This is a genomic window from Paracoccus sp. ME4 (genome assembly GCF_046736325.1).
Classification (GTDB): domain Bacteria; phylum Pseudomonadota; class Alphaproteobacteria; order Rhodobacterales; family Rhodobacteraceae; genus Paracoccus.
In genome coordinates this window covers 91,425-114,050 of the sequence record NZ_CP151279.1, presented here as the reverse complement: position 1 = coordinate 114,050, position 22,626 = coordinate 91,425, and the positions used below count along the sequence as shown (strand labels likewise).

At 70.4% G+C, this 22,626-nt stretch carries 21 protein-coding genes and 1 pseudogene; 6 read left to right on the top strand and 16 right to left on the bottom strand.

All coding sequences use genetic code 11. From position 1 onward, the window contains the following. Positions 1-44 precede the first annotated feature (44 nt). Together AACG61_RS20020 and AACG61_RS20015 are read left to right on the top strand one after the other, a co-directional pair. Complete coding sequence (locus tag AACG61_RS20020; protein WP_411840345.1) at positions 45-758, top strand: cytochrome c oxidase assembly protein; 714 nt, start codon at positions 45-47, stop codon at positions 756-758. Then, positions 755-1,264, top strand: coding sequence for a CopD family protein (locus AACG61_RS20015; RefSeq protein WP_411840344.1), 510 nt, complete (start codon positions 755-757; stop codon positions 1,262-1,264). Before AACG61_RS20020 ends, AACG61_RS20015 begins: the two co-directional genes overlap by 4 nt. Here AACG61_RS20015 and AACG61_RS20010 read toward each other — a convergent pair. Then, the gene (locus AACG61_RS20010; protein WP_411840343.1) at positions 1,240-1,773 is read right to left on the bottom strand and encodes a DUF2231 domain-containing protein; all 534 of its coding nucleotides are present in this window, start codon (positions 1,771-1,773) and stop codon (positions 1,240-1,242) included. The genes AACG61_RS20015 and AACG61_RS20010 overlap by 25 nt on opposite strands. Before the next feature lie 33 nt (positions 1,774-1,806). Here AACG61_RS20010 and AACG61_RS20005 point away from each other — a divergent pair, with 33 nt between their 5' ends. From AACG61_RS20005 to AACG61_RS19995, 3 genes are read left to right on the top strand one after another with little or no spacing between them, the layout of a single operon-like run. After that, positions 1,807-2,496, top strand: a complete 690-nt coding sequence (locus AACG61_RS20005; protein ID WP_411840342.1) for a cytochrome c oxidase subunit II — start codon at positions 1,807-1,809, stop codon at positions 2,494-2,496. Between the two features lie 38 nt (positions 2,497-2,534). Beyond that, positions 2,535-5,042, top strand: coding sequence for a cytochrome c oxidase subunit I (gene ctaD / locus AACG61_RS20000; RefSeq protein WP_411840504.1), 2,508 nt, complete (start codon positions 2,535-2,537; stop codon positions 5,040-5,042). Further along, positions 5,042-5,356 (top strand): hypothetical protein, encoded by a 315-nt coding sequence (locus tag AACG61_RS19995; RefSeq protein ID WP_411840341.1) that lies wholly within the window; start codon positions 5,042-5,044, stop codon positions 5,354-5,356. The genes ctaD and AACG61_RS19995 overlap by 1 nt, the downstream gene beginning before the upstream one ends. Before the next feature lie 9 nt (positions 5,357-5,365). Here the strand turns inward: AACG61_RS19995 and AACG61_RS19990 are convergent, their stop codons facing one another. The 13 genes from AACG61_RS19990 to AACG61_RS19930 all read right to left on the bottom strand — a co-directional run bounded on the left by AACG61_RS19990 (position 5,366) and on the right by AACG61_RS19930 (position 18,257). Next, positions 5,366-6,481: a zinc-binding dehydrogenase gene (locus AACG61_RS19990; protein WP_411840340.1), complete on the bottom strand. Its 1,116-nt coding sequence runs from the start codon at positions 6,479-6,481 to the stop codon at positions 5,366-5,368. Positions 6,482-6,540: 59 nt separating this feature from the next. Further along, positions 6,541-7,347: a sulfate ABC transporter permease subunit CysW gene (gene cysW / locus AACG61_RS19985; protein WP_411840339.1), complete on the bottom strand. Its 807-nt coding sequence runs from the start codon at positions 7,345-7,347 to the stop codon at positions 6,541-6,543. Continuing rightward, positions 7,344-8,192, bottom strand: a complete 849-nt coding sequence (cysT, locus tag AACG61_RS19980) for a sulfate ABC transporter permease subunit CysT (RefSeq protein ID WP_411840338.1) — start codon at positions 8,190-8,192, stop codon at positions 7,344-7,346. The genes cysW and cysT overlap by 4 nt, the downstream gene beginning before the upstream one ends. After that, entirely contained in the window at positions 8,189-9,181 is a 993-nt protein-coding gene (locus AACG61_RS19975) for a sulfate ABC transporter substrate-binding protein (RefSeq protein ID WP_411840337.1), read from the bottom strand. Before AACG61_RS19975 ends, cysT begins: the two co-directional genes overlap by 4 nt. Beyond that, entirely contained in the window at positions 9,178-10,239 is a 1,062-nt protein-coding gene (locus AACG61_RS19970; protein ID WP_411840336.1) for a sulfate/molybdate ABC transporter ATP-binding protein, read from the bottom strand. Before AACG61_RS19970 ends, AACG61_RS19975 begins: the two co-directional genes overlap by 4 nt. Positions 10,240-10,454: 215 nt before the next feature. Next, complete coding sequence (locus AACG61_RS19965) at positions 10,455-11,585, bottom strand: HPP family protein (RefSeq protein ID WP_411840335.1); 1,131 nt, start codon at positions 11,583-11,585, stop codon at positions 10,455-10,457. Between the two features lie 68 nt (positions 11,586-11,653). After that, positions 11,654-12,343, bottom strand: coding sequence for a phosphate regulon transcriptional regulator PhoB (phoB, locus tag AACG61_RS19960; protein ID WP_411840333.1), 690 nt, complete (start codon positions 12,341-12,343; stop codon positions 11,654-11,656). Between the two features lie 3 nt (positions 12,344-12,346). After that, positions 12,347-13,060, bottom strand: a complete 714-nt coding sequence (phoU, locus tag AACG61_RS19955; RefSeq protein WP_411840332.1) for a phosphate signaling complex protein PhoU — start codon at positions 13,058-13,060, stop codon at positions 12,347-12,349. A 15-nt stretch (positions 13,061-13,075) separates the two neighbouring features. Then, positions 13,076-13,873 carry a phosphate ABC transporter ATP-binding protein PstB gene (gene pstB / locus AACG61_RS19950; RefSeq protein ID WP_411840331.1) on the bottom strand — a complete coding sequence of 266 codons (798 nt, stop codon included), beginning with the start codon at positions 13,871-13,873 and terminating at the stop codon, positions 13,076-13,078. A 21-nt stretch (positions 13,874-13,894) separates the two neighbouring features. Beyond that, positions 13,895-15,232: a phosphate ABC transporter permease PstA gene (pstA, locus tag AACG61_RS19945; RefSeq protein ID WP_411840330.1), complete on the bottom strand. Its 1,338-nt coding sequence runs from the start codon at positions 15,230-15,232 to the stop codon at positions 13,895-13,897. After that, positions 15,229-16,434, bottom strand: a complete 1,206-nt coding sequence (gene pstC, locus AACG61_RS19940) for a phosphate ABC transporter permease subunit PstC (RefSeq protein WP_411840500.1) — start codon at positions 16,432-16,434, stop codon at positions 15,229-15,231. The genes pstA and pstC overlap by 4 nt, the downstream gene beginning before the upstream one ends. Before the next feature lie 71 nt (positions 16,435-16,505). Next, positions 16,506-17,531 (bottom strand): substrate-binding domain-containing protein, encoded by a 1,026-nt coding sequence (locus tag AACG61_RS19935; RefSeq protein WP_411840499.1) that lies wholly within the window; start codon positions 17,529-17,531, stop codon positions 16,506-16,508. Positions 17,532-17,651: 120 nt separating this feature from the next. Then, a complete protein-coding gene (locus tag AACG61_RS19930) occupies positions 17,652-18,257 on the bottom strand; it encodes a phosphatase PAP2 family protein (RefSeq protein ID WP_411840498.1) in 606 nt (201 codons plus the stop codon). Positions 18,258-18,730: 473 nt separating this feature from the next. On the opposite strand from AACG61_RS19930, the pseudogene AACG61_RS19925 reads away from it, so the two are divergent. Continuing rightward, a pseudogene (locus AACG61_RS19925) lies at positions 18,731-20,602 on the top strand (M10 family metallopeptidase C-terminal domain-containing protein); the annotation flags it as partial. 297 nt (positions 20,603-20,899) lie between these two features. Here the strand turns inward: AACG61_RS19925 and AACG61_RS19920 are convergent. Together AACG61_RS19920 and AACG61_RS19915 are read right to left on the bottom strand one after the other, a co-directional pair. Continuing rightward, positions 20,900-21,661, bottom strand: a complete 762-nt coding sequence (locus tag AACG61_RS19920) for an ABC transporter ATP-binding protein (RefSeq protein WP_411840497.1) — start codon at positions 21,659-21,661, stop codon at positions 20,900-20,902. Then, complete coding sequence (locus tag AACG61_RS19915; RefSeq protein WP_411840496.1) at positions 21,658-22,617, bottom strand: ABC transporter substrate-binding protein; 960 nt, start codon at positions 22,615-22,617, stop codon at positions 21,658-21,660. The genes AACG61_RS19920 and AACG61_RS19915 overlap by 4 nt, the downstream gene beginning before the upstream one ends. Positions 22,618-22,626: the final 9 nt, after the last annotated feature.

The following is a 22,626-nucleotide window of genomic DNA, read 5'->3' as shown; positions in this document are numbered from 1 at the left end:
TGTTGGAAAAGGACTTTGCCCGCCCCCCACACCCGCCTGACAGGATGACGCCCATGCCCTATTGCGGCCCCGCCCCGGTGCCCGACCAGCTGTGGCGCAGCTGGAACCTGGACCCTGCCGTCCTGATAGGACTGGCCCTGCTGACCGTGTGGCTGATGCGGAGCGATCAGCGCGGGGCGGGCATGCTGGCGGTGGCGGCGCTGGCGGTGGCCTTCGTCTCGCCGCTCTGCGCGCTGACGGTGGCGCTGTTCTCGGCGCGGGCGGTGCATCACCTGCTGCTGATCGCGGTGGCCGCCCCGGCGCTGGCGGTGGCCTGGCCCGCGATGGCGCGGGTGCCGGCGGGCCTGTCGCTGGCCGCGCTGACGGGCGCGATGATCGCGTGGCACCTGCCCGATCTCTATGCGGCGATCTGGGCGTCGGACGGGCTCTACTGGCTGATGCAGGCGGCGATGCTGCTGCCGGCCTGGGCGTTCTGGTCGGCCGTTCTGGCCCCCCGCCCCACCGCGCCCGAGGCGCTGCGCCGCGCCGGGCTGATCGGCGGTCTGGCCGGGGTTATGGGGCTTCTGGGCGCGGCTCTGACCTTCGCGCCCGCGATCCTCTACGTCCCGCATCTGGGCACGACGCTGCCTTGGGGCCTGCCGCCGCTGGCCGATCAGCAGCTGGCGGGGCTGATCATGTGGGTGCCGGGCTTTGTGCCCATGGCGGCCATCGCGGCGCTGGTGCTGGGCCGGGCCTGGCGGGCCGAGGTCGCGCGATGATGGTGGCCGCGCTGAAATACCTGCATCTGGCGGCGATGCTGTGCTGGTGCGCGGCGCTGGTGGCGCTGCCGGTGCTGCTGCATGTCTATGGCGCGATCTGGCGGCGCCATTCCGGAAGCGGCCAGACCGAGGCGCGCTATGCCGAGTTCCGGCTGATCACGCATTACGGCTATATCGGCTTTGCGACCCCCGCGGCGGTCATCGCCATCGCGGCAGGAACCGCGCTGATCTTTGCGGGCCAGGTGTTCGATCTGTGGTTCGTGGCCAAGCTGGCCTTGGTCGCGGGGATGACGCTGGTCCATGCCTGGATCGGCCATCTGGTCCTGTCGTCGGGAGAGAACCGGGGCCTGCACCGCATGCCCTCGGCGCTCTGGGGGCTGTGGCTGGGCCTGCCGCTGATGGCCGGGGTGCTGTGGCTGGTCCTGGCCAAGCCGGATCTGGCCTGGACCGAGGACTGGCTGCCCGGCTTCCTTCTGGAACCCTATGGCGCGGAGGCCCGGCGATGATCGCGCTTGGTCCCGATCTGATAGTCGAAGACCAGCTTGCCGCCGTGCCAGCCGGTGATGCCGGTCATCAGCGCGGTCAGCGCCGACAGCAGGATGCCCCAAGGCAGCACCGCCCTCTGCGGATCGGGCAGCCGATAGCCCCAGTTCAGCCCCAGAAGCGACAGCAGCATCACCGCCAGGATGAAATGCGTCCAGCTGGAGGCGCGGATGCGGATGCCGGGCACCATCAGCAGCTCGATCGTGCCCGCGATGCCGGCCATCACGCCCAGACCGAAAGCCGCCCCCGTGGCCCACAGCGCGACCCGCGGCCAGAATGCGTCCGCGGTCAGCCAGTACATCGCATCCGCCCCCAGGGTGGAGAAGGCCAGCGCGATGGGAAACGCCACCATCATCGCATGCAGCGGGTGGCCGGACAGGGCGATCTTCGTTTCCGTGTCGTTGAAGGCGACATGCTCCTCGATCGGGTCGGACAGGCGGCGGCGCTGTTTCCAGCTGCGTTTCTGGCGCATGTTATCTCTCGCTTGGTCAGGGGGTTGCGGGGCATGGGGCCAAGGCACAAGGCTTGGGCGGCGCTGACGGTTCCCCTGCTGGGCGGATGCGACCGCGCGCTGAGCACGCTGGCCCCCGCCGGACCCGCCGCCCGCGACATCGCGACCCTGTGGTGGGCGATGCTGGCCGGATCGGCGGCGATCACCGCGCTGGTCCTGACGCTTCTGGTCGCGGCGGTGCGCAACAACGGCGCGCGGCGGTCCGAACGGGTCTGGATCTGGGGCTGGGGCCTGGGGTTCTCCATGGCGGTGCTGACGGTGCTTCTGGGCCTGTCGCTGTGGCTGGGGGAACGGATGCTGGCCCGGCCCGACGGCGCGCTGCGCATCGAGGCGCGCGCGGCGCAATGGGGCTGGCGCTTCGTGCAGCCCGGTCCCGACGGCCAGCCGGTCGCGACGCGCGACACGCTCTATGTCCCGGCGGGCCGCGACTTCGACGTGGTCCTGGAGGCCGAGGACGTGATCCACAGCTTCTGGGTTCCGCAGCTGGGCGGCAAGATGGACGCGATCCCCGGCCATGCCAACATCCACCGCCTGCGCGCCGACCGCCCCGGCACGTTCGAGGGGCTCTGCGCCGAGTTCTGCGGTCTGGGCCACGGCGCGATGCGCTTCACCGTCGTGGCCTACGACCCCGCAGGGCCCGTCCCCGACATGTCCGACCATCAGATCGCGGAGCCGCGCCCATGACCCCGCGTTCAGACCACGCCATCGCCCCCTTGGACCCGATGTTCGCCGATCACGACATCGCCCCGAACCCCGCGCAGCGCGCCCTGGCCCTGCACCGGGAACTGGACCGGGCCTGGGCGGACGAGCCGGGCTGGCGGGGCTTCCTGTCCTCGGTCAATCACGGCACGATCGGGCTGCGCTTCATGGCGACGTCCTTCGTGTTCTTCGCCATCGGCGGCGTCTTGGCCATGCTGATCCGCGCGCAGTTGGCGACCCGCGACGGTGCCTTTCTGGACGTCGAGCTTTATAACCAGATCTTCACGATGCATGGCAGCATCATGATGTTCCTCTTCGCCATCCCCATGCTGGAGGGGCTGGCGCTGTGGCTTCTGCCCAAGATCCTGGGGGCGCGGGACATGGCCTTTCCGCGGCTCTCGGCGCTTGGCTACTGGTGCTATCTGTTCGGGGGCACGGTGATCGTGCTGTCGCTGGTCGCGGGGGTGGCGCCGCATGACGGCTGGTTCATGTACACGCCGCTGTCGGACCGCACCCATTCGCCCGGCATCAACGCCGATGTCTGGCTGCTGGGCGTCACCTTCGTCGAGATCAGCGCCATGGCCGCCGCGGTCGAGATCACCGTGACCATCCTGCGCTGCCGCGCCGCGCACATGCCGCTGACCCGGATGCCGCTGATGGGCTGGTATCTCCTGGGCACGGCGGCGATGATGCTGGTGGGCTTTCCGCCGCTGATCCTGGGGTCGATCCTGCTGGAGCTGCAGCGCGCCTTCGACTGGCCCTTCTTCGACATCGCGCGGGGCGGCGATCCGCTGCTGTGGCAGCACCTGTTCTGGCTGTTCGGCCATCCGGAGGTCTACATCATCTTCCTGCCCGCGGCCGGGGCGCTGTCCACGATCATCCCGATCATGGCGCGCACCACCATCCTGGGCTACGGCGCGATCGTCGCGGCCATCGCGGGGCTGGTCTTCCTGTCCTTCGGGCTCTGGGTGCATCACATGTTCACCGTGGGCATCCCGCACATGGCGCTGGCCTTCTTCAGCGCGGCCTCGGCGCTGGTGGCGGTGCCGACGGCGGTGCAGGTCTTTGCCTGGATCGGCACGCTGTGGGACGGCAAGGTCAGCTTCCGCCTGCCGATGATGTATGTGATGGGCTTCTTCATCACCTTCGTCATGGGCGGGCTGACGGGCGTGATGCTGGCCATGGTGCCCTTCAACTGGCAGGCGCACGACACGGCCTTCGTCACCGCGCATCTGCATTACGTCCTGGTCGGCGGCTTCGTCTTTCCGATGCTGGCGGCGGTCAGCTACTGGATGCCGCTGATCTGCGGGCGCTGGCGGGTGCGGGGCCTGGGCGAGGCCGCGTTCTGGCTGATCCTGATCGGCTTTCACGGGACCTTCTTCCTGATGCACCTGACCGGGCTTCTGGGCATGCCGCGCCGCATCGCGACCTATCCGGGCAATCCCGAATGGGAGTGGCTGAACCTGATCTCCTCGATCTTCGGGATGATCCAGGCGGCGGGGTTCGCGCTTTTTGCCTTCGACATGGCGATGCAGTGGCTGTTCGGCCGGCGCAGCCGCCGCAACCCCTGGCACGCGCCGACGCTGGACTGGGCCATGCCACTGCCCGCGCCCTCCTACAACTTCGCGTCCCTGCCCGGACCGCATCTGTCGGACGCCACTGCGCTCCTGCCCCTGGCGCGGGGCGAGGGGCTGCTGCCCGGCGCGCCGCGCGGCCTGCGCGAGACGCTGGTCGTCGATCCGGCCAGCGGTCGGCCCGACCATGTCGCGGTTCTGGCGACCAGCACCCGCCTGCCGCTGTGGACCGCCGCCGCGATCGGCAGCTTCTTCGCGGCGATGCTGGCCGGGCTCTACTGGCTGGCGCCGGTGGGGATCGGGCTGACCATGCTGGCCGCCTGGCGGTGGGGCGCGATCATGGGGACCGACCGCGACCATGCCCCGGCCCGGGTCGCGCCGGGCCTGACGCTGCCGCTGCACTATCAGCGCCGCGACACGCTGGCGCGGACCGGGGTGCTGGCGCTGCTGGTGGCGGACGGGACGCTCTACGCGTCGCTGCTGTTCGGACTGGGCTTCCTGACCGTGGTGGCGCCGGGCTGGCCCGCCCCGGTCAGCGGGCTGGAGGCGGGACCGATGCTGGCCGCGTCGCTGGTCGCGCTGGCGGGGATGGCCGCGGGCCGCATCGCCGCCGGGCGGACCGAGGCCGCGCGCGGCGCCCAAGCCGCCGTCACCTGGGCAGGTCTGGGGTTGGCCGGGTGCGGCGCGGCGCTTCTGGCGCTGGCGGCGCTGGCCTGGGGCCTGGACGATCCGCGCGCCCATGCCCGCGACGCGCTCCGGGCGGTGGCCTTGGGCTTTGCGGGTGCGCATGGGCTGGTCTGCACCATGCTGGCGCTGCGCGCCCTGCGGGACGCGCAGACCGGGCGCATGGGCGGCGAGCGTCGGGGTGCGGCCCCGGCCTGGGCGGCGTTCCAGGGGTTCTGGCTGGCGACCTCGGCCCTGTCGGTTGCGGTCGTCGCCGCGCAGGAGGTGCTGTGATGGGCTGGGCGATGCGCGCCCTGGCGGGACCGGTGCTGTGGGCGGTGCTGTTCGCCCTGATCTATGCGCTGCACGGGACGGGCTGCGCCCTGGGGTGGTCGGGCACGCCCTTGCTGCCCGGCGGGCCGGACCTGCACCGGGGCGCGATGCTGCTGGTCTGGCTGGCCGGGCTGGCGCTGCACGGGGTGCTGGTCCGCGCGCTGCCCGCAGGGCGGGGGCGCGAGCGGCGCATCATCGCGCTGACGGCCTGGATCGGACTGGTCTCGACGCTGTTCACGCTGTTCCCGGTCGCGATCCTGACCACCTGCGGGTGACCCGGGCCATCAGGGCCGGATCAGGTATTTCGCGCCCGTGGCCTTGCGGTTCATCGCGCGGGCGGTGTCGGGGCTCAGCGTTTCGGCCAAGGACACGCGCGCGGTATAGGCGCTGGCGAAGGTCGTGGTCATCTCGCGCGCCACGCGGGCGCGCATCGCCTCGACCACCGCCGGGTCCAGCCGCTGCAGCTGCTGGAACAGCAGCCAGCCGCCGATCTGCCAGCTGAAGCCGAAGCCTCGGCGCAGGACCGACGGGCCGGTATCCAGCGCCCCATAGATGTAGCCCTGCTTGAACGTCCCCGACCCATAGCGGTCATAGCGGTCCATGGACCGGGCGGCGACGGCCTCCATCGCGTTCAGGATGATGCTGGTCGTCTCTCCGCCGCCGATCGCGTCGAAGGACAGCGTGGCGCCCGTCTCGGCGATGGCCTGCTCCAGATCTGCGCGGAAGCTGTCGGTGCTGCTGTCGACGACATGGGTCGCGCCCAGATCGCGCAGCATCGCGGCCTGTTCGGCGCTGCGCACGATGTTGACCAGCCCGATGCCGTCGTCGCGGCAGATCCGCACCAGCATCTGGCCCAGGTTCGACGCGGCCGGGGCATGGACCATCGCGGTATGGCCCTGCGCGCGCATCGTCTCCACGAAGCCGAGCGCGGTCAGCGGGTTCACGAACAGCGCCGCCCCCGCCTCGGCCTCCGCGCCTTCGGGCAGCGGCAGGGCATCGCGCGCGTCGATCAGGCGGTGCGTGGCATACATGGCGCCGCCCATCATCGCGACGCGGCGGCCGATCAGGTCGGTCTGGTCGGGACCGGCGGCGATGACGGTGCCCGCGCCCTCGTTGCCCACGGGCATGGACTGGTCGATGCGGGCGCGCATGGCGGCCATGGCGCCCTGCGGGACGGGGGCGGTCAGGACCGGCGCCTCGGCCGTGCCGCCCTGCTCCAGCGCCGACAGGTCGGCCGGTCCGAACAGCAGGCCCAGATCCGACGGGTTGACCGGCGCCGCCTCGATGCGCACCAGCAGCTGGCCCGGACCCGGATCGGGCAGCGTGACGGGCACCAGCTCCAGGCGCAGCTGCGCATCGGCGGTGATGGTGGATCGCAGTTCTAGGCTGTCGTGGCTCATGGCGTGCTCCGGTGTTGTGGCCCTCTACCTAGGAACGCCCCGCCCGGCGGACAAGCCGCTCAGCCGCGCCGCCCCTCCAGCACCGCCTTGAGGACCAGCGCGACCAGCGCCAGCAGCGTCAGCGTGGAGGCCGCCGCAAAGGCGCCCACCGCGTTCAGGTCGTTGAACAGCAGCTCGACATGCAGGGGCAGCGTGTTGGTCTGGCCGCGGATGTTGCCCGAGACCACGGACACGCCCCCGAACTCGCCCACCGCCCGCGCCGTGCACAGGACCGCACCATAGAGCAGCGCCCACTTGATGTTGGGCAGGGTCACCCGGCGGAACACCTGCCAGCCCGACGCCCCGAGCGTCACCGCGGCCTGTTCCTGGTCGGTCCCCTGCGCCTGCATCAGGGGCAGCACCTCGCGCGCGACGAAGGGTGCGGTCACGAACAGCGTCACCAGCACGATGCCCGGCAGCGCGAACATGACCTGCAGGTCGACCTCGCGCAGCCACGGGCCCAGGAGGCCCTGGCGGCCATAGAGCAGCAGATAGCAGATCCCCGCGATGATCGGAGAGATCGAGAACGGGATCTCGATCATGGTGACCAGGATGCCCCGCCCCCAGAAGCGGTGCTTGGCCACCGCCCATGCAGCGGCGATGCCGAAGGCGATGTTCACCGGCACCACGATCAGCGCGACCAGGCTGGTCAGCCAGATGGCGTGCAGCGTGTCGGGATGCAGGATGTTCTGGGCATAGACCCGCCAGCCTTCGGAAAAGGCACGGGCAAAGATGAAGACCAGCGGCGCCACCACGATCAGCAGCGTCAGCACCACGGCCAGCGCGACCAGCAGGCGGCCCGACCGGGCGGGACGACGGGGCGTCATCGGCTGGCCTCGCGGTGGCGGGCGGCCCAGGATTGCAGGATGTTCGACACGACCAGCAGCACCAGCGCAAAGCCCAGCAGGACCAGCGCGATGGCGGCCGCGCCGTTATAGTCGAACTCCTCCAGCCGGATGAAGGCCAGGAGCGCCGCGATCTCGGTCTGTCCGGGCAGGTTGCCGGCGATGAAGACGATCGCGCCGAACTCGCCCAGGGACCGGGCAAACGCGGTCGTGCAGCCGGCCAGCCAGGCGGGCAGGATCGCCGGAAAGACCACGCGGATGAAGGACTGCCACGGCGTGGCGCCCAGGGTCTCGGCCGCCTGTTCCAGCGCGGGGTCCAGATCCTCCAGCACCGGCTGGACCGTGCGCACCACGAAGGGGATCGAGGTGAAGGCCATCGCCAGCGCGATGCCCAGCACCGTATAGACCACCGGCACGCCCAGGGGGTGCAGCACCTGCCCGAACCAGCCGTTGGCGGAGAACAGCGCCGTCAGCGACAGCCCCGCCACCGCGGTGGGCAGCGCGAAGGGCACATCCATCAGCGCGTCCAGGATGCGCTTGCCCGGAAAGTCGTGGCGCACCAGAACCCAGGCCATCAGCAGGCCATAGACCGCGTTGAAGGCCGTGGCGATGGCCGCCGCCGTCAGCGTGACGCGGAACGCGGCCAGCGCCCGGTCGCTGCTGACGATGGCCCAGAAACCCGCGGGCCCGATCTGCGCGCCCTTCAGTATCAGCGCCGCGATGGGGATCAGGACGATCAGCACCAGATACAGCAGCGTCGTGCCCAGGCTGAGCGTGAAGCCGGGCAGGACGCGCTTGGCGCGGATCGGGGCCGTCGCCGTGGTCATCGGTTCACGAAGACCTGGTCCAGGATCGCGCCGTCGGCCAGGTGCTCCTCGCGCACGCGGTCCCATCCGCCGAAGACCTCGTCCACGGTGACCAGTTCCACCGGGGCCTGGCTGTCGGCGACCTCCGCGGCGACGGTCTCATCGGTGACGCGGTAGTGGTTCTGGGCCAGGATGCGCTGCGCCTCGGGGGTGTAGAGCCAGTCCAGATAGGCGGTGGCCAGGTCGGTCGTGCCGTTGTCCTCGGCATTCTCGGCGACCACGGCCACGGGGAAGGCCGCGAAGAGGCTCATTGAGGGCGTCACGCGTTCGAAGCCCTGCGCCTCGTACTGCTCGGCGATCTGGCCGGTCTCGGCCTCGAAGGTCACCAGCACGTCGCCGATGCCGCGCTCGGCGAAGGTCTGGGTGGCCGCGCGCCCGCCCGTGTCAAAGACCGGGACGTTGTCAAAGACGGCGCGCACGAACTCCTGCGCCGCCGCCTGGTCGCCGCCGTTCTGCGCCAGCGCATAGGCATAGGCCGCCAGATAGGTATAGCGCGCATTGCCGCTGGTCTTGGGGTTGGGGAACACGGGCGCCACGTCGTCGCGGGCCAGGTCGTCCCAATCCTCGATCCCCTTGGGGTTGCCCTCGCGCACCAGGAAGGCGGGCAGCGAGTAATAGGGCGACGCCCCGTTGGGCAGCGCGTCGCGCCAGTCCTCGGGCAGGAGGCCCCCCTCGGCCAGCACGTCCACGTCGGTCTCCTGGTTGAAGGTCACGACATCGGCGGGCAGCCCCTCCAGGATGGCGCGGGCCTGGCGCGACGATCCGCCATGCGACATGTCGATGGTCAGGCTGCGCCCGGTCTCGGCCTGCCACTTCTCGGCAAAGACGGGGTTCAGCGCCTCGAACAGCTCGCGCGCGATGTCATAGCTGACGTTCAGCAGCTTGTCCTGTGCAAGGGCGGGGCCGGACAGGGTCAGGGCCAGGGCGGTGGCGATCAGGGGCAGTCTCATCGGGCGGTCTCCTTCTGCGGGGCATCGGCAAAGATCGTGGCGGCCTGGACGGCCAGAGTGACGGGGGCGCCGCGGCTCAGCACCGGGGCGCCGCGGCGGGGCATCTGGATTTCGGCCTCGGTCCCGTCGGCATGGGCGACGGTCAGGCGCAGCTCGGCACCGGTGCTGGCCAGGGTCTGGACGCGCCACGGCCCGCCCTCGTCCGGCGCGACGCGCAGGTCGGCGGGGCGCGCGAAGAGCTGCGCCGCGCCGTCGCGCAACGCGACCTGCGGCAGCGCGGACAGATCCAGCCCCGGCCCCTGCGCGCGGCCCCCCGTCACGGTGACGGGCAGCTGGACCGTGGCCCCCATGAAGCGCGCGACAAAGGGGGTGGCCGGGGCGTCGTGGATGGCGTCGGCATGGCCGATCTGCTCGATCCGGCCCTCGCCCATGACCACCACGCGGTCGGCCAGCTCGAAGGCCTCCTCCTGATCGTGTGTCACGAAGATCGTGGTCGATCCGGTCGCCTCATGCACGCCGCGCAGCCAGCGGCGCAGGTCGCGGCGGATCGCGGCGTCCAGCGCGCCGAAGGGCTCGTCCAGCAGCAGCACCCGCGGCTCGATCGCCAGTGCGCGGCCAAGCGCCACCCGCTGACGCTGACCGCCCGACAGCTGGCCCGGAAAGCGGTCGGCCAGATGGTCGATCTGCAGAAACGCCATCAGCTCGTCCGCGCGCGCGGCGATCCGGGCGCGGGTCGGGCGCTGACCGCGCGGCAGGACGGACAGGCCGAAGCCGATATTGTCGCGCACGCTCATGTGCGGGAACAGGGCGTAATGCTGAAAGACGAAGCCGATGCGCCGCTCGCGCGCAGCCAGCGCCAGCCAGTCCTGCCCCTCGACCCGCAGCTGCCCGGCATCGGGCCATTCCAGCCCGGCGATGATCTTCAGCAGCGTGGTCTTGCCCGACCCGGACGGGCCCAGCAGCGCCAGAAGCTCTCCGGGTTCGACCGACAGGTCGATCCCGCGCAGGACATCGGTGCGGTCGAACCGCTTGGTCAGTCCGGCAATCTCGATCGACATGGCGCGCCTCCCTGCTGTTCCCGCCAGCTAGGCCGCGGCCGCGCGCCGGACAAGGGCGCCCCGCCCGGCCCCCGCACCCGTCGCAGGGCCGCCGTTCCACCGCACGCGGGGGCCGCGAAACGCGCGGACCGGACGGGCGCCGGGGGTCGCGACAGCGTTCCGGCGGTCGGGGCGGGGAACGGACGGGCGTTCTTTTTCGGCCGCGCGCGGAGCGCTCAGACGCCGCCCAGGCTCAGCCGGGCCAGCGCGGCGATCAGGTCGGTCCGCGTGACGATGCCGACGATGCGCCCCTCCTCCAGGACCGGGACCGCGTCGCAGCGCCCGTCCGCCATCTGCGGCAGCAGCGCGGCGATGGGCATGTCGGGGGATGCGACCGGCACGTCGCGCTGCATGATCTGTCCGGCCTGCCGGCCAGCGCGGGGGGCTGGGCCGTCCGCGCGCCGCCAGGGACCGGTGCGCCGGAACCGCGCCCCGGCCAGCAGGTGGCGCTGATAGATCACGCCCAGCCAGTCGCCGCCCGGCGCCACGACGGGCAGCGCGGTGAAGCCGTGGCGCAGGAACAGCTGCGCCACCGCATGCAGGGGGGTCCGCGGGCCGATCGTGACCAGGTCGCGCGACATGATTTGGGACACCCGGCCGTCGCCGGTGCGATGCCCCGCCGCGGTCAGCTCGGCCGCCGCGATCAGCCGGGCCAGGTCCTCGACGCCCAGGTTCAGCGACTGGCGATAGCGCGCCAGGATTCCCTCCAGCTCCTCCTCCGACAGGCCGAGACGTTCGGCCGGCGGGGGGTCGGCGGTCCCCTGGGGGTTGGACTGGTCGAACTGCCGGAACGGATAGTGCCGCCCGGTCGCGCGCCCGTAGATCATGCCCGCCGCCACCAGGATCGCGGTGCCGAGCGCGACCGGGCACAGCGGGAACCAAAGGCCGCCCTGCGCGATCAGGTCGGGCGACAGCGCGACCGTCATCGCTACCGCGCCGCCGGGCGGGTGCAGGGCGCGCAGCGCGATCATCGTGGCGATGGCCGCACCCACCGCGCAGGGGATGCGCAGCATGGGGTCGGCGATCAGCGCGCAGACGACCAGCGCCACCGCCGCCGAGGCGGTGTTGCCCACCACCGCCGACCAGGGCTGCGCCAGCGGACTGCTGGGCACGGCGAAGATCAGGACGGCGCTGGCGCCGAAGGGGGCGATCAGGAACAGGCCCAGATGCATCTCGGCCGAGGCCGCGACGACGACCGCGCCCGCGGCAAGCAGACCGATCAGCGCCCCCGCGCCCGCGCGCAGCGCCTCGGCGGGGCGGCCTGCCGGGATGGCGGGGCCCAGTGATCGCAAAGCGCGTCGGATCATGTCGATCATCCCGAACCGTGGTCAGGGGCGCGACTATGCCCATCGGCGGGCGGAGGCAAGCCTGCGCGTCAGCCGAGCGCGTAGCCCACGCCCCGCACGGTGCGCAGCGGATCGTCGCCGCCGTTCCGCATCAGCGCCTTGCGCAGGCGGCCCACATGCACGTCGATGGTGCGCGTGTCGACATAGATGTCGCGCCCCCAGACCCGGTCCAGCAGCTGTTCGCGCGTCCAGACGCGGCCCGGCTTCTCCATCATCGTGGAGAGCAGGCGGAACTCGGTCGGGCCCAGATGCAGCGGCTGGCCCGCGCGGAAGACCCGGTGTTCGGCCGCGTCCAGGATGATGTCGTCGAAGGTCAGCCGCTCGCCCATGGTGGCGGGCCGGGTGCGGCGCAGCTGGGTGCGCAGGCGCGCCAGCAGCTCGACCACGGAATAGGGCTTCACGACGTAGTCGTCGGCCCCGGTCTCCAGGCCGCGGACGCGGTCCACCTCCTCGCTGCGCGCCGACAGCATGATGATGGGGATGCCGCGGGTGGCGGGGTCGGCCTTGACCTGGCGGCAGACCTCGATTCCCGACACCTTGGGCAGCATCCAGTCCAGCACGATCAGGTCGGGCTGCTCCTCGGCGACCAGCAGCAGCGCGTCCTCGCCATTGTCGGCCACCACCACGTCGAAGCCCTCGGCCTCCAGGTTGTAGTGCAGGACCTCGCGCTGCGCGCCCTCATCCTCGACGACCAGAACGCAGGGGGCCTGGCGCGACACGGGTCAGGCCTCCGCCGCGGGGGCCACGACGCTGCTGCTCTTCGGGCGCGCGTCGTCGGGCAGGTCGCCGGTCACCAGATAGACCACCTGCTCGGCGATGGAGGTCGCGTGATCGCCCATCCGCTCGACGTTCTTGGCGATGAAATGCAGATGCATGCAGGGGGTGATGTTGCGCGGGTCCTCCATCATGTGGGTCAGGAACTCGCGGAACAGCGCGTTGTACATCTGGTCAACCTCCAGGTCGCGCTGGCGCACGTCATGGGCCAGATCGGCGTCGCGGCGGATATAGCTGTCCAGCGCGTCCTGCAGCATCTTGTTCACCGCCTGGCTCATCCGGCGCAGCGCGATGCCCGAGCCGTTGATGGCGGGCATCTGGGACAGGACCTCGGTGCGCTTGGCCATGTTCTTGGCGTAATCGCCCACCCGCTCCAGCGAGGCAGAGATCTTGATCACGGCCAGCACCATGCGCAGGTCGGTCGCGGTGGGGGCGCGCAGCGCGATCAGGCGGGCGGCGTCCTCGTTGATCTGCATCTCCATCGCGTCGATGGCCTTGTCGCGGCGACGGACCTCGTCGGCCAGCTCCTCGTCGCGGGTGTCCAGCGCGGCGGCGGCGTCGGTGATGGCCGCCTCGACCATGCCGCCCATCTTCACCACCATTGCCTGGATGGTCTCCAGGTCGCGGTCGAAGGCCGAGGAGATATGCTTGTCGCGGTTCATGTCAGATCCTTTCGATCAGCCGATCCGGCCCGAGATGTAGGCCTCGGTCCGGCTGTCCCGGGGCTTGGTGAAGATGTCGTCCGTGTCGCCGTATTCGACCAGGCTGCCCAGGTGGAAGAAGGCGGTCTTCTGGCTGACGCGGGCGGCCTGCTGCATCGAGTGGGTCACGATCACGACCGAGAACTGGGTGCGCAGCTGCTCGATCAGCTCCTCGACCTGGCTGGTGGCGATGGGGTCCAGCGCGGAACACGGCTCGTCCATCAGCAGCACCTCGGGCGAGGTGGCCACCGCACGCGCGATGCACAGGCGCTGCTGCTGGCCGCCCGACAGGCCCGTGCCGGGCTCGGACAGGCGGTCCTTGACCTCGTTCCACAGCGCCGCGCCGCGGAGGCTGCGCTCCACGATCTCGTCCAGCTCGGCGCGGCTGCGGGCCAGGCCGTGGATGCGCGGGCCGTAGGCCACGTTGTCATAGATCGACTTGGGGAAGGGGTTCGGCTTCTGGAACACCATGCCGACCTTGGCGCGCAGCTGCACCGGGTCGATGCGGCGGTCATAGATGTTCTCGCCGTCGATGGTGATCTCGCCCTCGATCCGGGCGCTGTCGATCGTGTCGTTCATGCGGTTGATGCAGCGCAGGAAGGTGGACTTGCCGCAGCCCGACGGGCCGATGAAGGCGGTGACGGTCTTGTCCAGGATCTCGACGTTCAGGTCCTTGATGGCCTGCTTCTCGCCGTAGAAGACCTGGACGTTGCGGGCCGAAATCTTGATGTCCTGCTGGCTCACGGCGCTCTCCGATCGGATGGTGTCATACATGGTGGCTCTCCTGCGGGCCGATCACCAGCGGCGCTCGAACTTGCGGCGCAGATAGATGGCCAGCAGGTTCATGCACAGAAGGAAGACCAGCAGGACGATGATGGCGCCCGAGGCGCGCTCGACGAAGGCCGGATCGCTGCGCTGCGTCCAGTTGTAGACCTGGACCGGCAGGGCGGATGCCGGATCGAACAGACCCTCCGGCGGGGCGGCGGGAAACTCGCGCACGAAGGCCACCATCCCGATCAGCAGCAGCGGCGCGGTCTCGCCCAGGGCCTGGGCCAGGCCGATGATCGTGCCGGTCAGGATGCCGGGCGCGGCCAGCGGCAGGACGTGGTGGAACACCGTCTGCATGCGGCTGGCGCCGACGCCCAGGGCCGCGTCGCGGATCGAGGGCGGCACCGCCTTCAGCGCCGCGCGGGTGGCGATGATGATGGTGGGCAGGGTCATCAGCGTCAGCACCAGCCCGCCCACGATGGGCGCCGATGCGGGCAGGCCCGCGAAGTTGATGAAGACCGCCAGGCCCAGGATGCCGAACACGATGGACGGCACCGCCGCCAGGTTCGAGATGTTGACCTCGATCAGGTCGGTCCAGCGGTTCTTGGGCGCGAACTCCTCCAGATAGATCGAGGCCGCGACCCCGATCGGCACCGACAGGACCAGCACGACCAGCATCATGTAGAGCGATCCCAGGATGGCCACGCCCAGTCCCGCGGCCTCGGGGCGCTGGTCGGACGCATCGGCCAGCGTCAGGAAGCTCCAGTTCATGCGCGTGACCAGCAGCCCCTCCTCGGCCAGGGCGTCGGCCAGCATCAGCTGCGCGGGCGAGGTGTTGCCGTCGCGTTCGGCCGACTGCATGGTGACGCGGCCCTTGAAGTAGCCGTCGATGCGGCCGTTCGCCAGGACGTTCACGTCCACCGTCTGGCCCACCAGCTCGGGGTCGTCCAGCACGCGGTTGCGCAGCTGCGCCGAGGCGTCGCGCGAGATCAGACCGTCGATGTCGCTGCTCTCCAGCCCCTCGATCCGCAGGTCCAGATCGGCCACCGCCGCATCCAGCGCGCGGTCCAGCACCTGGCCATAGGACAGGGTCAGCACGCCCGCCATCTCGGCCGGATCGCGGTTGCCCTTGGGGTCCAGGACCTGCGCGTCCAGCGCCACCGGGATCGACAGGTAGGTCTGACGGAACGCGCCCGAGCCGTCGCGCACGATGGTGAAGACCAGCACCGCCAGCATCGTGCAGGCGATGATGATGGCCGTCAGCCCATAGGCGCGAAAGCGTTTCTCGGCGGCGTTGCGGCGGCGGGTGCGGGCGTCCTGGACATAGAGCGACTTGGCGCCGGCGGCGCGGGGATGATCGGTCATTCGTACTGCTCGCGATACTTGCGCACGATGATGAGCGCGATGACGTTCAGGGCCAGGGTGATGACGAACAGCGTCAGGCCCAGGGCGAAGGCCACCAGCGTCTCGGGCGAGGAGAAGTCGTTGTCGCCGGTCAGCTGGCTGACGATCTTGACCGTGATGGTGGTCATCGCCTCGAAGGGGTTGGCGCTGATCGTGGCGGCGGCGCCGGCGCCCAGGACCACGATCATCGTCTCGCCGATGGCGCGGCTGGCGGCCAGCAGGATCGCGCCCACGATGCCCGGCAGGGCGGCGGGCAGCACGACGCTGCGCACGGTCTCGGACGGGGTCGAACCCAGGCCAAGGGCGCCGTCGCGCAGGCTCTGGGGGACCGCGTTGATGATGTCGTCGGAGAGCGAGCTGACGAAGGGGATCAGCATGATCCCCATGACCAGCCCCGCGGTCATCACCGACGATCCCGACGCGCCGAGGCCCATCGGCTGCGCGATCCAGTCGCGCAGCAGCGGCCCCACGGTGACCAGCGCGAAGAGGCCGTAGACGATGGTCGGGATGCCGGCCAGCACCTCGACCGCGGGCTTGGCGATGCCGCGCAGGCGGGGGCTTGCGTATTCGGAGAGATAGATCGCGGCCAGAAGGCCGATGGGCACCGCCACCAGCAGCGCGATCAGGCTGATGTAGAGCGTGCCCCACAGCAGCGGCAGCACCCCCAGCTGAGAGTTGCCCTCGAAGCGCGGCGACCAGGTGGTGCTGAGGAAGAAGTCGCGGGCGTCGTACTGGCGGAAGAAGCTGGCCGTCTCGAAGATCAGCGACAGCACGATGCCGATGGTGGTGGCGATGGCGATCATCGAACAGAAGACCATCAGGCCCAGCACCATCCGCTCGACCGTGTTGCGCGCGCGGAAGGCCTGGCCGTTGCGGGTCACCGCCCAGCCCAGGCCCGCCACCGCGGCCCCCAGGCCCAGAAGGCCCGCCACGCCCGCGGCCTCGGGGCCGATCACCCCGGCCATGCGCAGCCCCGAGGCCAGCACCATGACCGTCAGCACCGGCAGCAACACCGACAGCGCGGCGTTCATGCCGTGATAGGTCGGGCGGCTGTGCAGGGTGCGCACGTCACCGGCGCCGGCGGCGAAGGCGCGGCTGCGTCCGATGAAAAAGCCTGCCGCGGCCAGAAGGATGGCAGCCAGCAGGGCCCAGGACATTGGCATGGATCAACCTCGGGGTTTCGCGAAAGGGGTCGGCCCGGCGCGCAAGATGCGCGCGCCGGGCCGGTCATGCCTCACTGCATGGTCACTTCGTCGGCCACGGCCTGCTGGGTCGCAGCCAGCTCGGGGTCCGACACCAGGCCATAGGCGGCCAGCGGGCCGTCGGGACCGGCGATCGCGTCGTTCACGAAGAACTCGGCGAATTCCTTGACGCCCGGGATGACGCCGATATGCGCCTTCTTGACATAGATGAACAGCGGACGCGACACCGGGTACTCGCCCGAGGCGATGGTCTCGGTCGAGGGCGTGACGCCGCCCATGGTCGCGACCTGCAGCGTGTCCATGTTGTTCTCGTAGAAGGACAGGCCGAACACGCCGATGCCGTTCGGCGAGGACCCGATGCGGGCCAGCGTCTCGGTATAGTCGCCGTCGATGTCGACCGACCGGCCGTCGGTGCGCAGCGTCATGCAGGCGGCCTCGGCCTCCTCCTCGCCCATCTCGGCGGTGAAGACCTCCAGCGCGCCGCTGTCCTCGCAGCCCTGCGCGATGACCTTCTCGTCGAAGACCTCGCGCGTGCCGTGACGGGTGCCGGGCACGAAGGCCAGGATCTCCTGGTCGGGCAGCTCTGGGTTCACCTCGGACCAGTTGGTCGCGGTGTTGTCCACGATGGCGCCGTCGCGCACGACCTTGGCCGAGAGCGCGTTGAACCAGTCGGCGGGGGTGAAGGCGAAGGCGTTGCCGCCGGCCGGGCTGGCAAAGACGATGCCGTCATAGCCGATGCGGACCTCCATGATGTCGGTCACGCCGTTGGCCGCGCATTCCTCGACCTCGGTGTCGCGGATCTCGCGGCTGGAATTGGCGATGTCGATGGTGTTCTCGCCCACGCCCTCGCAGAAGCGGCGCAGGCCGGTGGACGAGCCGCCCGATTCGACGACCGGCGTGCCGAAGTCGGTGTTCTCGCCGAACAGCTCGGCCACGATGGTGGCATAGGGCAGGACGGTCGACGAACCGGCAACCTGGACCTGCTCGCGCGCCTGCGCCATGGCGCCGGTCGCGGCCAGCGCGATCACGGACAGGGCGGTAAGGCCAAGATGTTTCATCTGTCGTCTCCTGTGGGATGGGTCGATGCCCGCCCCACCTATCGATTCCGTGTGACGCTTGTGCAGTATTTGTGTGACGGTTCCATGACAACCGCCCGCACGGGCGTCACCCGGCGCGATTCAGCCCTTTCCGCGCGCAGGCCACAGCGCCCGCACCGCCCCCGCTGCGGCCAGGCCCAGGACCGCGCCGGCCACCACGTCGACCGGATAGTGCTTGCCCCGCGGCACCTGGATGCCCGCGATCATCGCCGCCACGCCCCAGGCCGGCAGCGCCGCGTGCGGCAGGTCGTGGGCCACGACCGCGGCCACGGCCACCGCCCCCGCCGTGTGCCCTGAGGGGAACGAGGTCTCGTGCCCGCCCCGGCTCTCTCCCGGCTCGCAGCGATAGGGCCGTCCCTTGATCATCTCCACGGGCCGGGTCCGACGGAAGCGGTCCTTGATCGCGCGCTTGACCACGTTGGCCAGCACATGCGCGGCCATCATCCGCGCCCCGGCGCGCAGCATGTCGTCCCGCCCCGACAGCGCGCCACCCAGACCCACCGCCCCGCAGACCAGCGACAGCGGCACCTGATCGGCGACCTCGCTCAGCGCGCCCAGGGTGCGCACGACCGGGTGGTGGCGGTGCCGTGCGGCATCGGCGGCGGCATCCTTGTCGGCCTGCTCCAGCGGACCGGAAGGCGCGGCCCCGGTGGCGGACCTGGAGGGATGAGGCTGGGAATCGGGCATGGCGGATCTTTCCTGAGGCGTCGGGCGACGACCGCCCGGACGTCAGGGAACGGGCCGCGCGAGAGGTCGGTTCCGCGCAGGCGCGCCCGTTCGCAGGCTGGATGCCCTTACGTCATGGGCAGGAATCCGTCGTTTCGAACCGCGCGGTCTGGCGCCTTTCAGCGCATGGCCGCGGCAGGCCCAACACAACCGTTGCGGGAACGGCGGCGACGCACGCAGCCTGCACATCGTGCAAGTCCCGCGACCTGCATCACCAAGAAAAAAGTCCGACAGACAGGAGAACCGCCATGTGCGTGATTTGCGTCATGAACGCGCCCCAGGACCACCAGGCGCTGGAGGAGGCCTTTGCCAACCCCACCATCGTGCCCGCGCCCTATGTGCCGCGCGCCGATCCCTTCACCGCCGAGGACTGGCAGCAGATCGACCAGACCCCCGAGAACCCCTTTGGCAAGTCGACCGATTACGAGGCGTTCATGGACCGTCTCGGCAGCCTGAACCGGCCGCTGACGGCCGCCATGGCGGCCGAGCCGATCACCGTGAACCTGGAGGAGCTGAACAACCATCCCGGCTATCGCGCCGCGGCCGAAGGCGCGCTGGCGGCCTGGTCGGCGGTGACGCCCCTGCAGTTCGAGCTGGTGACCGGCGACGAATACCTGACCGTCATCAGCCCCGAGGTCGGAGAGCGCAACGACGGCTCGGCCTTCTCCGCCGGGCGGCTGGTCAGCGTGGGGCAGAAGTTCCACGACACCGAACCCTTCCTGACCGAACCGGGCGGCTACATCTTCGACACGTTCATCCACGAGTTCGGGCACGAATTCGGGCTGAACCATCCGGGCTTCTACAACTATGCGGGTCCGGCGGGCGACCAGATCACCTATCTGCACCAGGCCATCTGGGTCTATGACCAGCAGCGCTATTCGATGATGTCCTACAATGACGGCATCAACGTGGGCGCCACCTCGCGCTGGTTCGCGACGACGCCGATGATGGCCGACATCGAGGCCGTGATCCGCCGGTTCTATTCGACCGTGGATGCGGACGGCACGCGCACCTATCAGGACATCCAGCTGAACACCGGCGACGACGTCTATGGCTTCGGCGCGACGAAGACGGGCTTCGTGCTGGCGGCCGAAGGGGGGGCCAACGATGCGGGCTTCGTGATCCACGACACGGGCGGCACGGATACGCTGGACTTCTCCGGCTCGACCGACCGGACCGTGCTGGACCTGCGGGCCGGGCGCTGGTCCAGCGTGAACGGGCATCAGGACAACGTCGCGATCTTTGACGGCCACAATGCCGATCAGGGGGAATACATCATCGAACGCGGCATCGGCAGCCGCTTTGCCGACGTGATCCTGGGCAATGCGGGCGACAACGAACTGATCGCCAATGCGGGCCATGACCGCGTCGCGGGCTTCGACGGCGACGACCTGCTGATCGGCGGGGCGGGCAACGACACGCTGGACGGCGGCAACCAGCGCGACACGATCCAGGGCGGCGCAGGCGACGACCTGATCATCGGCGGTCTGGACCTGCTGGCCAGCCGCGACCAGAACAACACCCAGCCCACGCCCCCCGACGCGGTCGAATCGCAGGACGGGGCCGATCTGCTGGTCGGCGGCGCGGGCAATGACACGATCGAGGCCGGCGCGGGCGACGACATCCTGCAGGGCGGCACCGGCAACGACCTGCTGCGCGGCGGCGCGGGCCAGGACGCCTTCCGCGGCGGCGACGGCATCGACACGGTCGATTACAGCCGCGAGAGCCCGTTCCAGCTGCTGGTGAACCTGGCCCGCAACGAGGCCTATGGCGGCACCGCCACCGGCGACACGTTCAGCTCGATCGAGAACCTGATCGGATCGAACGACCGCATCGACCGCTTCATCGGCAACGATGCCGACAACCTGCTCCAGGGTCTGGGCGGCGGCGACTGGTTCAACGGCGGCGCGGGCAACGACACGCTGGACATGGGCCGCGACGCGGACGTGGCCTTCGGCGAGGCGGGCGACGATCTGCTGATCGGCGGGGCCAGCTACGACTGGCTGGACGGGGGCGCGGGCAATGACACGGCCTCCTATGTCGGCAGCGATGCGGGCGTGCGCATCGACCTGGGCGCGGGCACGGCCTCGGGCGGGCATGCGCAGGGTCCGGTCAACGGCGTCGTCACCGGCGAGGTGCTGATCTCGATCGAGAACCTGATCGGATCGGATTTCGCGGACCGGCTGACGGGCGACGCGGGCGCGAACCGCCTGGAGGGCGGCGCGGGCCGCGACACCCTGGCGGGGGGCGCGGGCGACGACGCGCTGACCGGCGGGTCGGGGGCGGATCGCTTCGTCTTTGCCGAGGGCTTCGGCATGGACCGCATCCTGGACTTCCGCCCCGTGGACGTGATCGAGTTCGCGGGCGATCTGTTCGACGACATGGCCGAGCTGTGGGACGCCGCGACCCAGATCGGGCGCAACACGGTCATCGCGCTTGGCGACGAGGACGTGCTGACGCTGGAGAACACCCGCCTGTCGCAGCTGGCCGAGGACGATTTCATCCTGGCCTGACCCCGATCCGGCCCGGTCCTCTCCCTCCGGGCCGGTCACTCCGGCCGCCCGCCCCCTCGGCGCGGCGGCCGGCCCTTCTTCGGTCGCGCCTCAGTGCAGGCCGAACCGCGCCATCAGCGCCCGGCGCATCGCCACGAAGCCCGGCGCGCTGCGCTCGCGCGGCCGCGCCAGATCGACCGTCAGCAGCGCGGGCGCCGTGCCGTCCGACGACAGGACCAGCACCCGGTCGGCCAGGAAGATCGCCTCCTCCAGGTCGTGGGTCACCAGGACCATGGTCACGCCCTCCTCGCTCCAGATGCGGGTCAGCTCCTCCTGCATGGTCAGCTTGGTCATCGCGTCCAGCGCGCCAAGCGGCTCGTCCAGCAGCAGGATCTCGGGGCGCACGGTCAGGGCGCGGGCGATGCCCACGCGCTGCGCCATGCCGCCCGACAGCTGGCGCGGCCAGGCCCCCTCGAAGGCGGACAGCCCGACCAGCCGGATCGACTGGCGCGCCCGCTCGCGGGCCTCGGCATGGGGCACGCCGCGCAGGTCCAGACCGAAGGCCACGTTGTCCAGCACTGTGAGCCAAGGCAGCAGGCGCGGCTCCTGATAGATCACCGCGCGTTCGGCCCCCACGCCCGCCACGGGCCGCCCGTCGATCAGCACCTCGCCGCGGTCGGGCGCCTCCAGCCCCGCCAGAAGGCGAAGCAGCGTGGTCTTGCCGCAGCCCGACGGGCCCACGATGGCCAGCACCTCGCCGCCCGCGACTGTCAGGTCCAGCCCGCGCAGCACTGGACGCATCACCCCGTTCAGCGGATAGGATTTCGACAGACCGCGCACGGCGACCTCGCCGCGGATCGTGGCGACGCTCATTTCGCGGCCACCGTGTCGTCGGAGAGCAGGATGTCATCCGCGGAGAGCTGACCCGGCGCGACCTTGCCCTCGCGCTCCAGCACCTCGACCCAGAAGTCGATGTCGCGCGGGATGGCGCGCCCGCCCTCGCGCACACCATAGCCCGCGAAGAAGGCTGCGACCTCGGGGTTCTCGCCCCGCTCCTCCAGCGCGCGGGCCAGGATCGCGCGCGTCTCCTCGGGGTTCTCGCGGGCGTAATCCAGCGCGCGGGCCGACTGCTCGACCCAGATGCGCGCAGCCTCCGGATGCGCCTCGACCCAATCGCGGCGCAGCACGGTGAAGCCGCCCGCGATCTCTCCCAGCACGTCGGTATCGTCGAAGATCGCACGGAGGCCGCCGCCCTGCCGCGCTGCCCCTTCGAAGGTCGTCTGCCAATAACCGAAGGCCGCGACATCGACCTGCCCCGAACGCAGCACCTGCTCCAGCTGCGGCCCCGGCACGGTCACCAGATTGACGGCCGCCTGGTCCTGGCCGGCCTGATGCAGCGCCTCGCGAACGGTGTAGTCCAGATGCGCGCCAAGCGTGTTCACGGCGATGGTCTTGCCCTCCAGATCGGCGACGCCCCGGATCGGGCTGTCCTCCAGCACGTAGAAGATCGACTGGACCTGATCGTTGATGCCCTGGGTCGGATAGGCCGCGACGAAGTCGTTGCCGCCGATGATGGAGTTCAACACCGCCGAGGTCGCGGCCGAGCCGATCTCGACCGAGCCTCCGGCCAGCGCCATCAGCGATTCCGGCCCGCCCGAGGCATAGCCCACGTTTTCCAGCGTGATGCCGGTGCCCTCGAACCAGCCCAGTTCCTCGGCCAGCTCATGCGCGCTGAGGCCGCCATGGCTGGCCAGATAGCGCATCGTGACGTCCTCGGCCTGTGCAGCGGTGGACAGAAGGAATGCGGCGGTCGTGATGCGGATGAACATGATGGTTCC

Excerpts from the sequence above, each read along its gene's own strand:
- AACG61_RS20020 (WP_411840345.1), top strand. The coding sequence starts at position 45 with ATGACGCCCATGCCCTATTGCGGCCCCGCCCCGGTGCCCGACCAGCTG.
- AACG61_RS20015 (WP_411840344.1), top strand. The coding sequence starts at position 755 with ATGATGGTGGCCGCGCTGAAATACCTGCATCTGGCGGCGATGCTGTGC.
- AACG61_RS20010 (WP_411840343.1), bottom strand. The coding sequence starts at position 1,773 with ATGCGCCAGAAACGCAGCTGGAAACAGCGCCGCCGCCTGTCCGACCCG.
- AACG61_RS20005 (WP_411840342.1), top strand. The coding sequence starts at position 1,807 with ATGGGGCCAAGGCACAAGGCTTGGGCGGCGCTGACGGTTCCCCTGCTG.
- ctaD (WP_411840504.1), top strand. The coding sequence starts at position 2,535 with ATGTTCGCCGATCACGACATCGCCCCGAACCCCGCGCAGCGCGCCCTG.
- AACG61_RS19995 (WP_411840341.1), top strand. The coding sequence starts at position 5,042 with ATGGGCTGGGCGATGCGCGCCCTGGCGGGACCGGTGCTGTGGGCGGTG.
- AACG61_RS19990 (WP_411840340.1), bottom strand. The coding sequence starts at position 6,481 with ATGAGCCACGACAGCCTAGAACTGCGATCCACCATCACCGCCGATGCG.
- cysW (WP_411840339.1), bottom strand. The coding sequence starts at position 7,347 with ATGACGCCCCGTCGTCCCGCCCGGTCGGGCCGCCTGCTGGTCGCGCTG.
- cysT (WP_411840338.1), bottom strand. The coding sequence starts at position 8,192 with ATGACCACGGCGACGGCCCCGATCCGCGCCAAGCGCGTCCTGCCCGGC.
- AACG61_RS19975 (WP_411840337.1), bottom strand. The coding sequence starts at position 9,181 with ATGAGACTGCCCCTGATCGCCACCGCCCTGGCCCTGACCCTGTCCGGC.
- AACG61_RS19970 (WP_411840336.1), bottom strand. The coding sequence starts at position 10,239 with ATGTCGATCGAGATTGCCGGACTGACCAAGCGGTTCGACCGCACCGAT.
- AACG61_RS19965 (WP_411840335.1), bottom strand. The coding sequence starts at position 11,585 with ATGATCCGACGCGCTTTGCGATCACTGGGCCCCGCCATCCCGGCAGGC.
- phoU (WP_411840332.1), bottom strand. The coding sequence starts at position 13,060 with ATGAACCGCGACAAGCATATCTCCTCGGCCTTCGACCGCGACCTGGAG.
- pstB (WP_411840331.1), bottom strand. The coding sequence starts at position 13,873 with ATGTATGACACCATCCGATCGGAGAGCGCCGTGAGCCAGCAGGACATC.
- pstA (WP_411840330.1), bottom strand. The coding sequence starts at position 15,232 with ATGACCGATCATCCCCGCGCCGCCGGCGCCAAGTCGCTCTATGTCCAG.
- pstC (WP_411840500.1), bottom strand. The coding sequence starts at position 16,434 with ATGCCAATGTCCTGGGCCCTGCTGGCTGCCATCCTTCTGGCCGCGGCA.
- AACG61_RS19935 (WP_411840499.1), bottom strand. The coding sequence starts at position 17,531 with ATGAAACATCTTGGCCTTACCGCCCTGTCCGTGATCGCGCTGGCCGCG.
- AACG61_RS19930 (WP_411840498.1), bottom strand. The coding sequence starts at position 18,257 with ATGCCCGATTCCCAGCCTCATCCCTCCAGGTCCGCCACCGGGGCCGCG.
- AACG61_RS19920 (WP_411840497.1), bottom strand. The coding sequence starts at position 21,661 with ATGAGCGTCGCCACGATCCGCGGCGAGGTCGCCGTGCGCGGTCTGTCG.
- AACG61_RS19915 (WP_411840496.1), bottom strand. The coding sequence starts at position 22,617 with ATGTTCATCCGCATCACGACCGCCGCATTCCTTCTGTCCACCGCTGCA.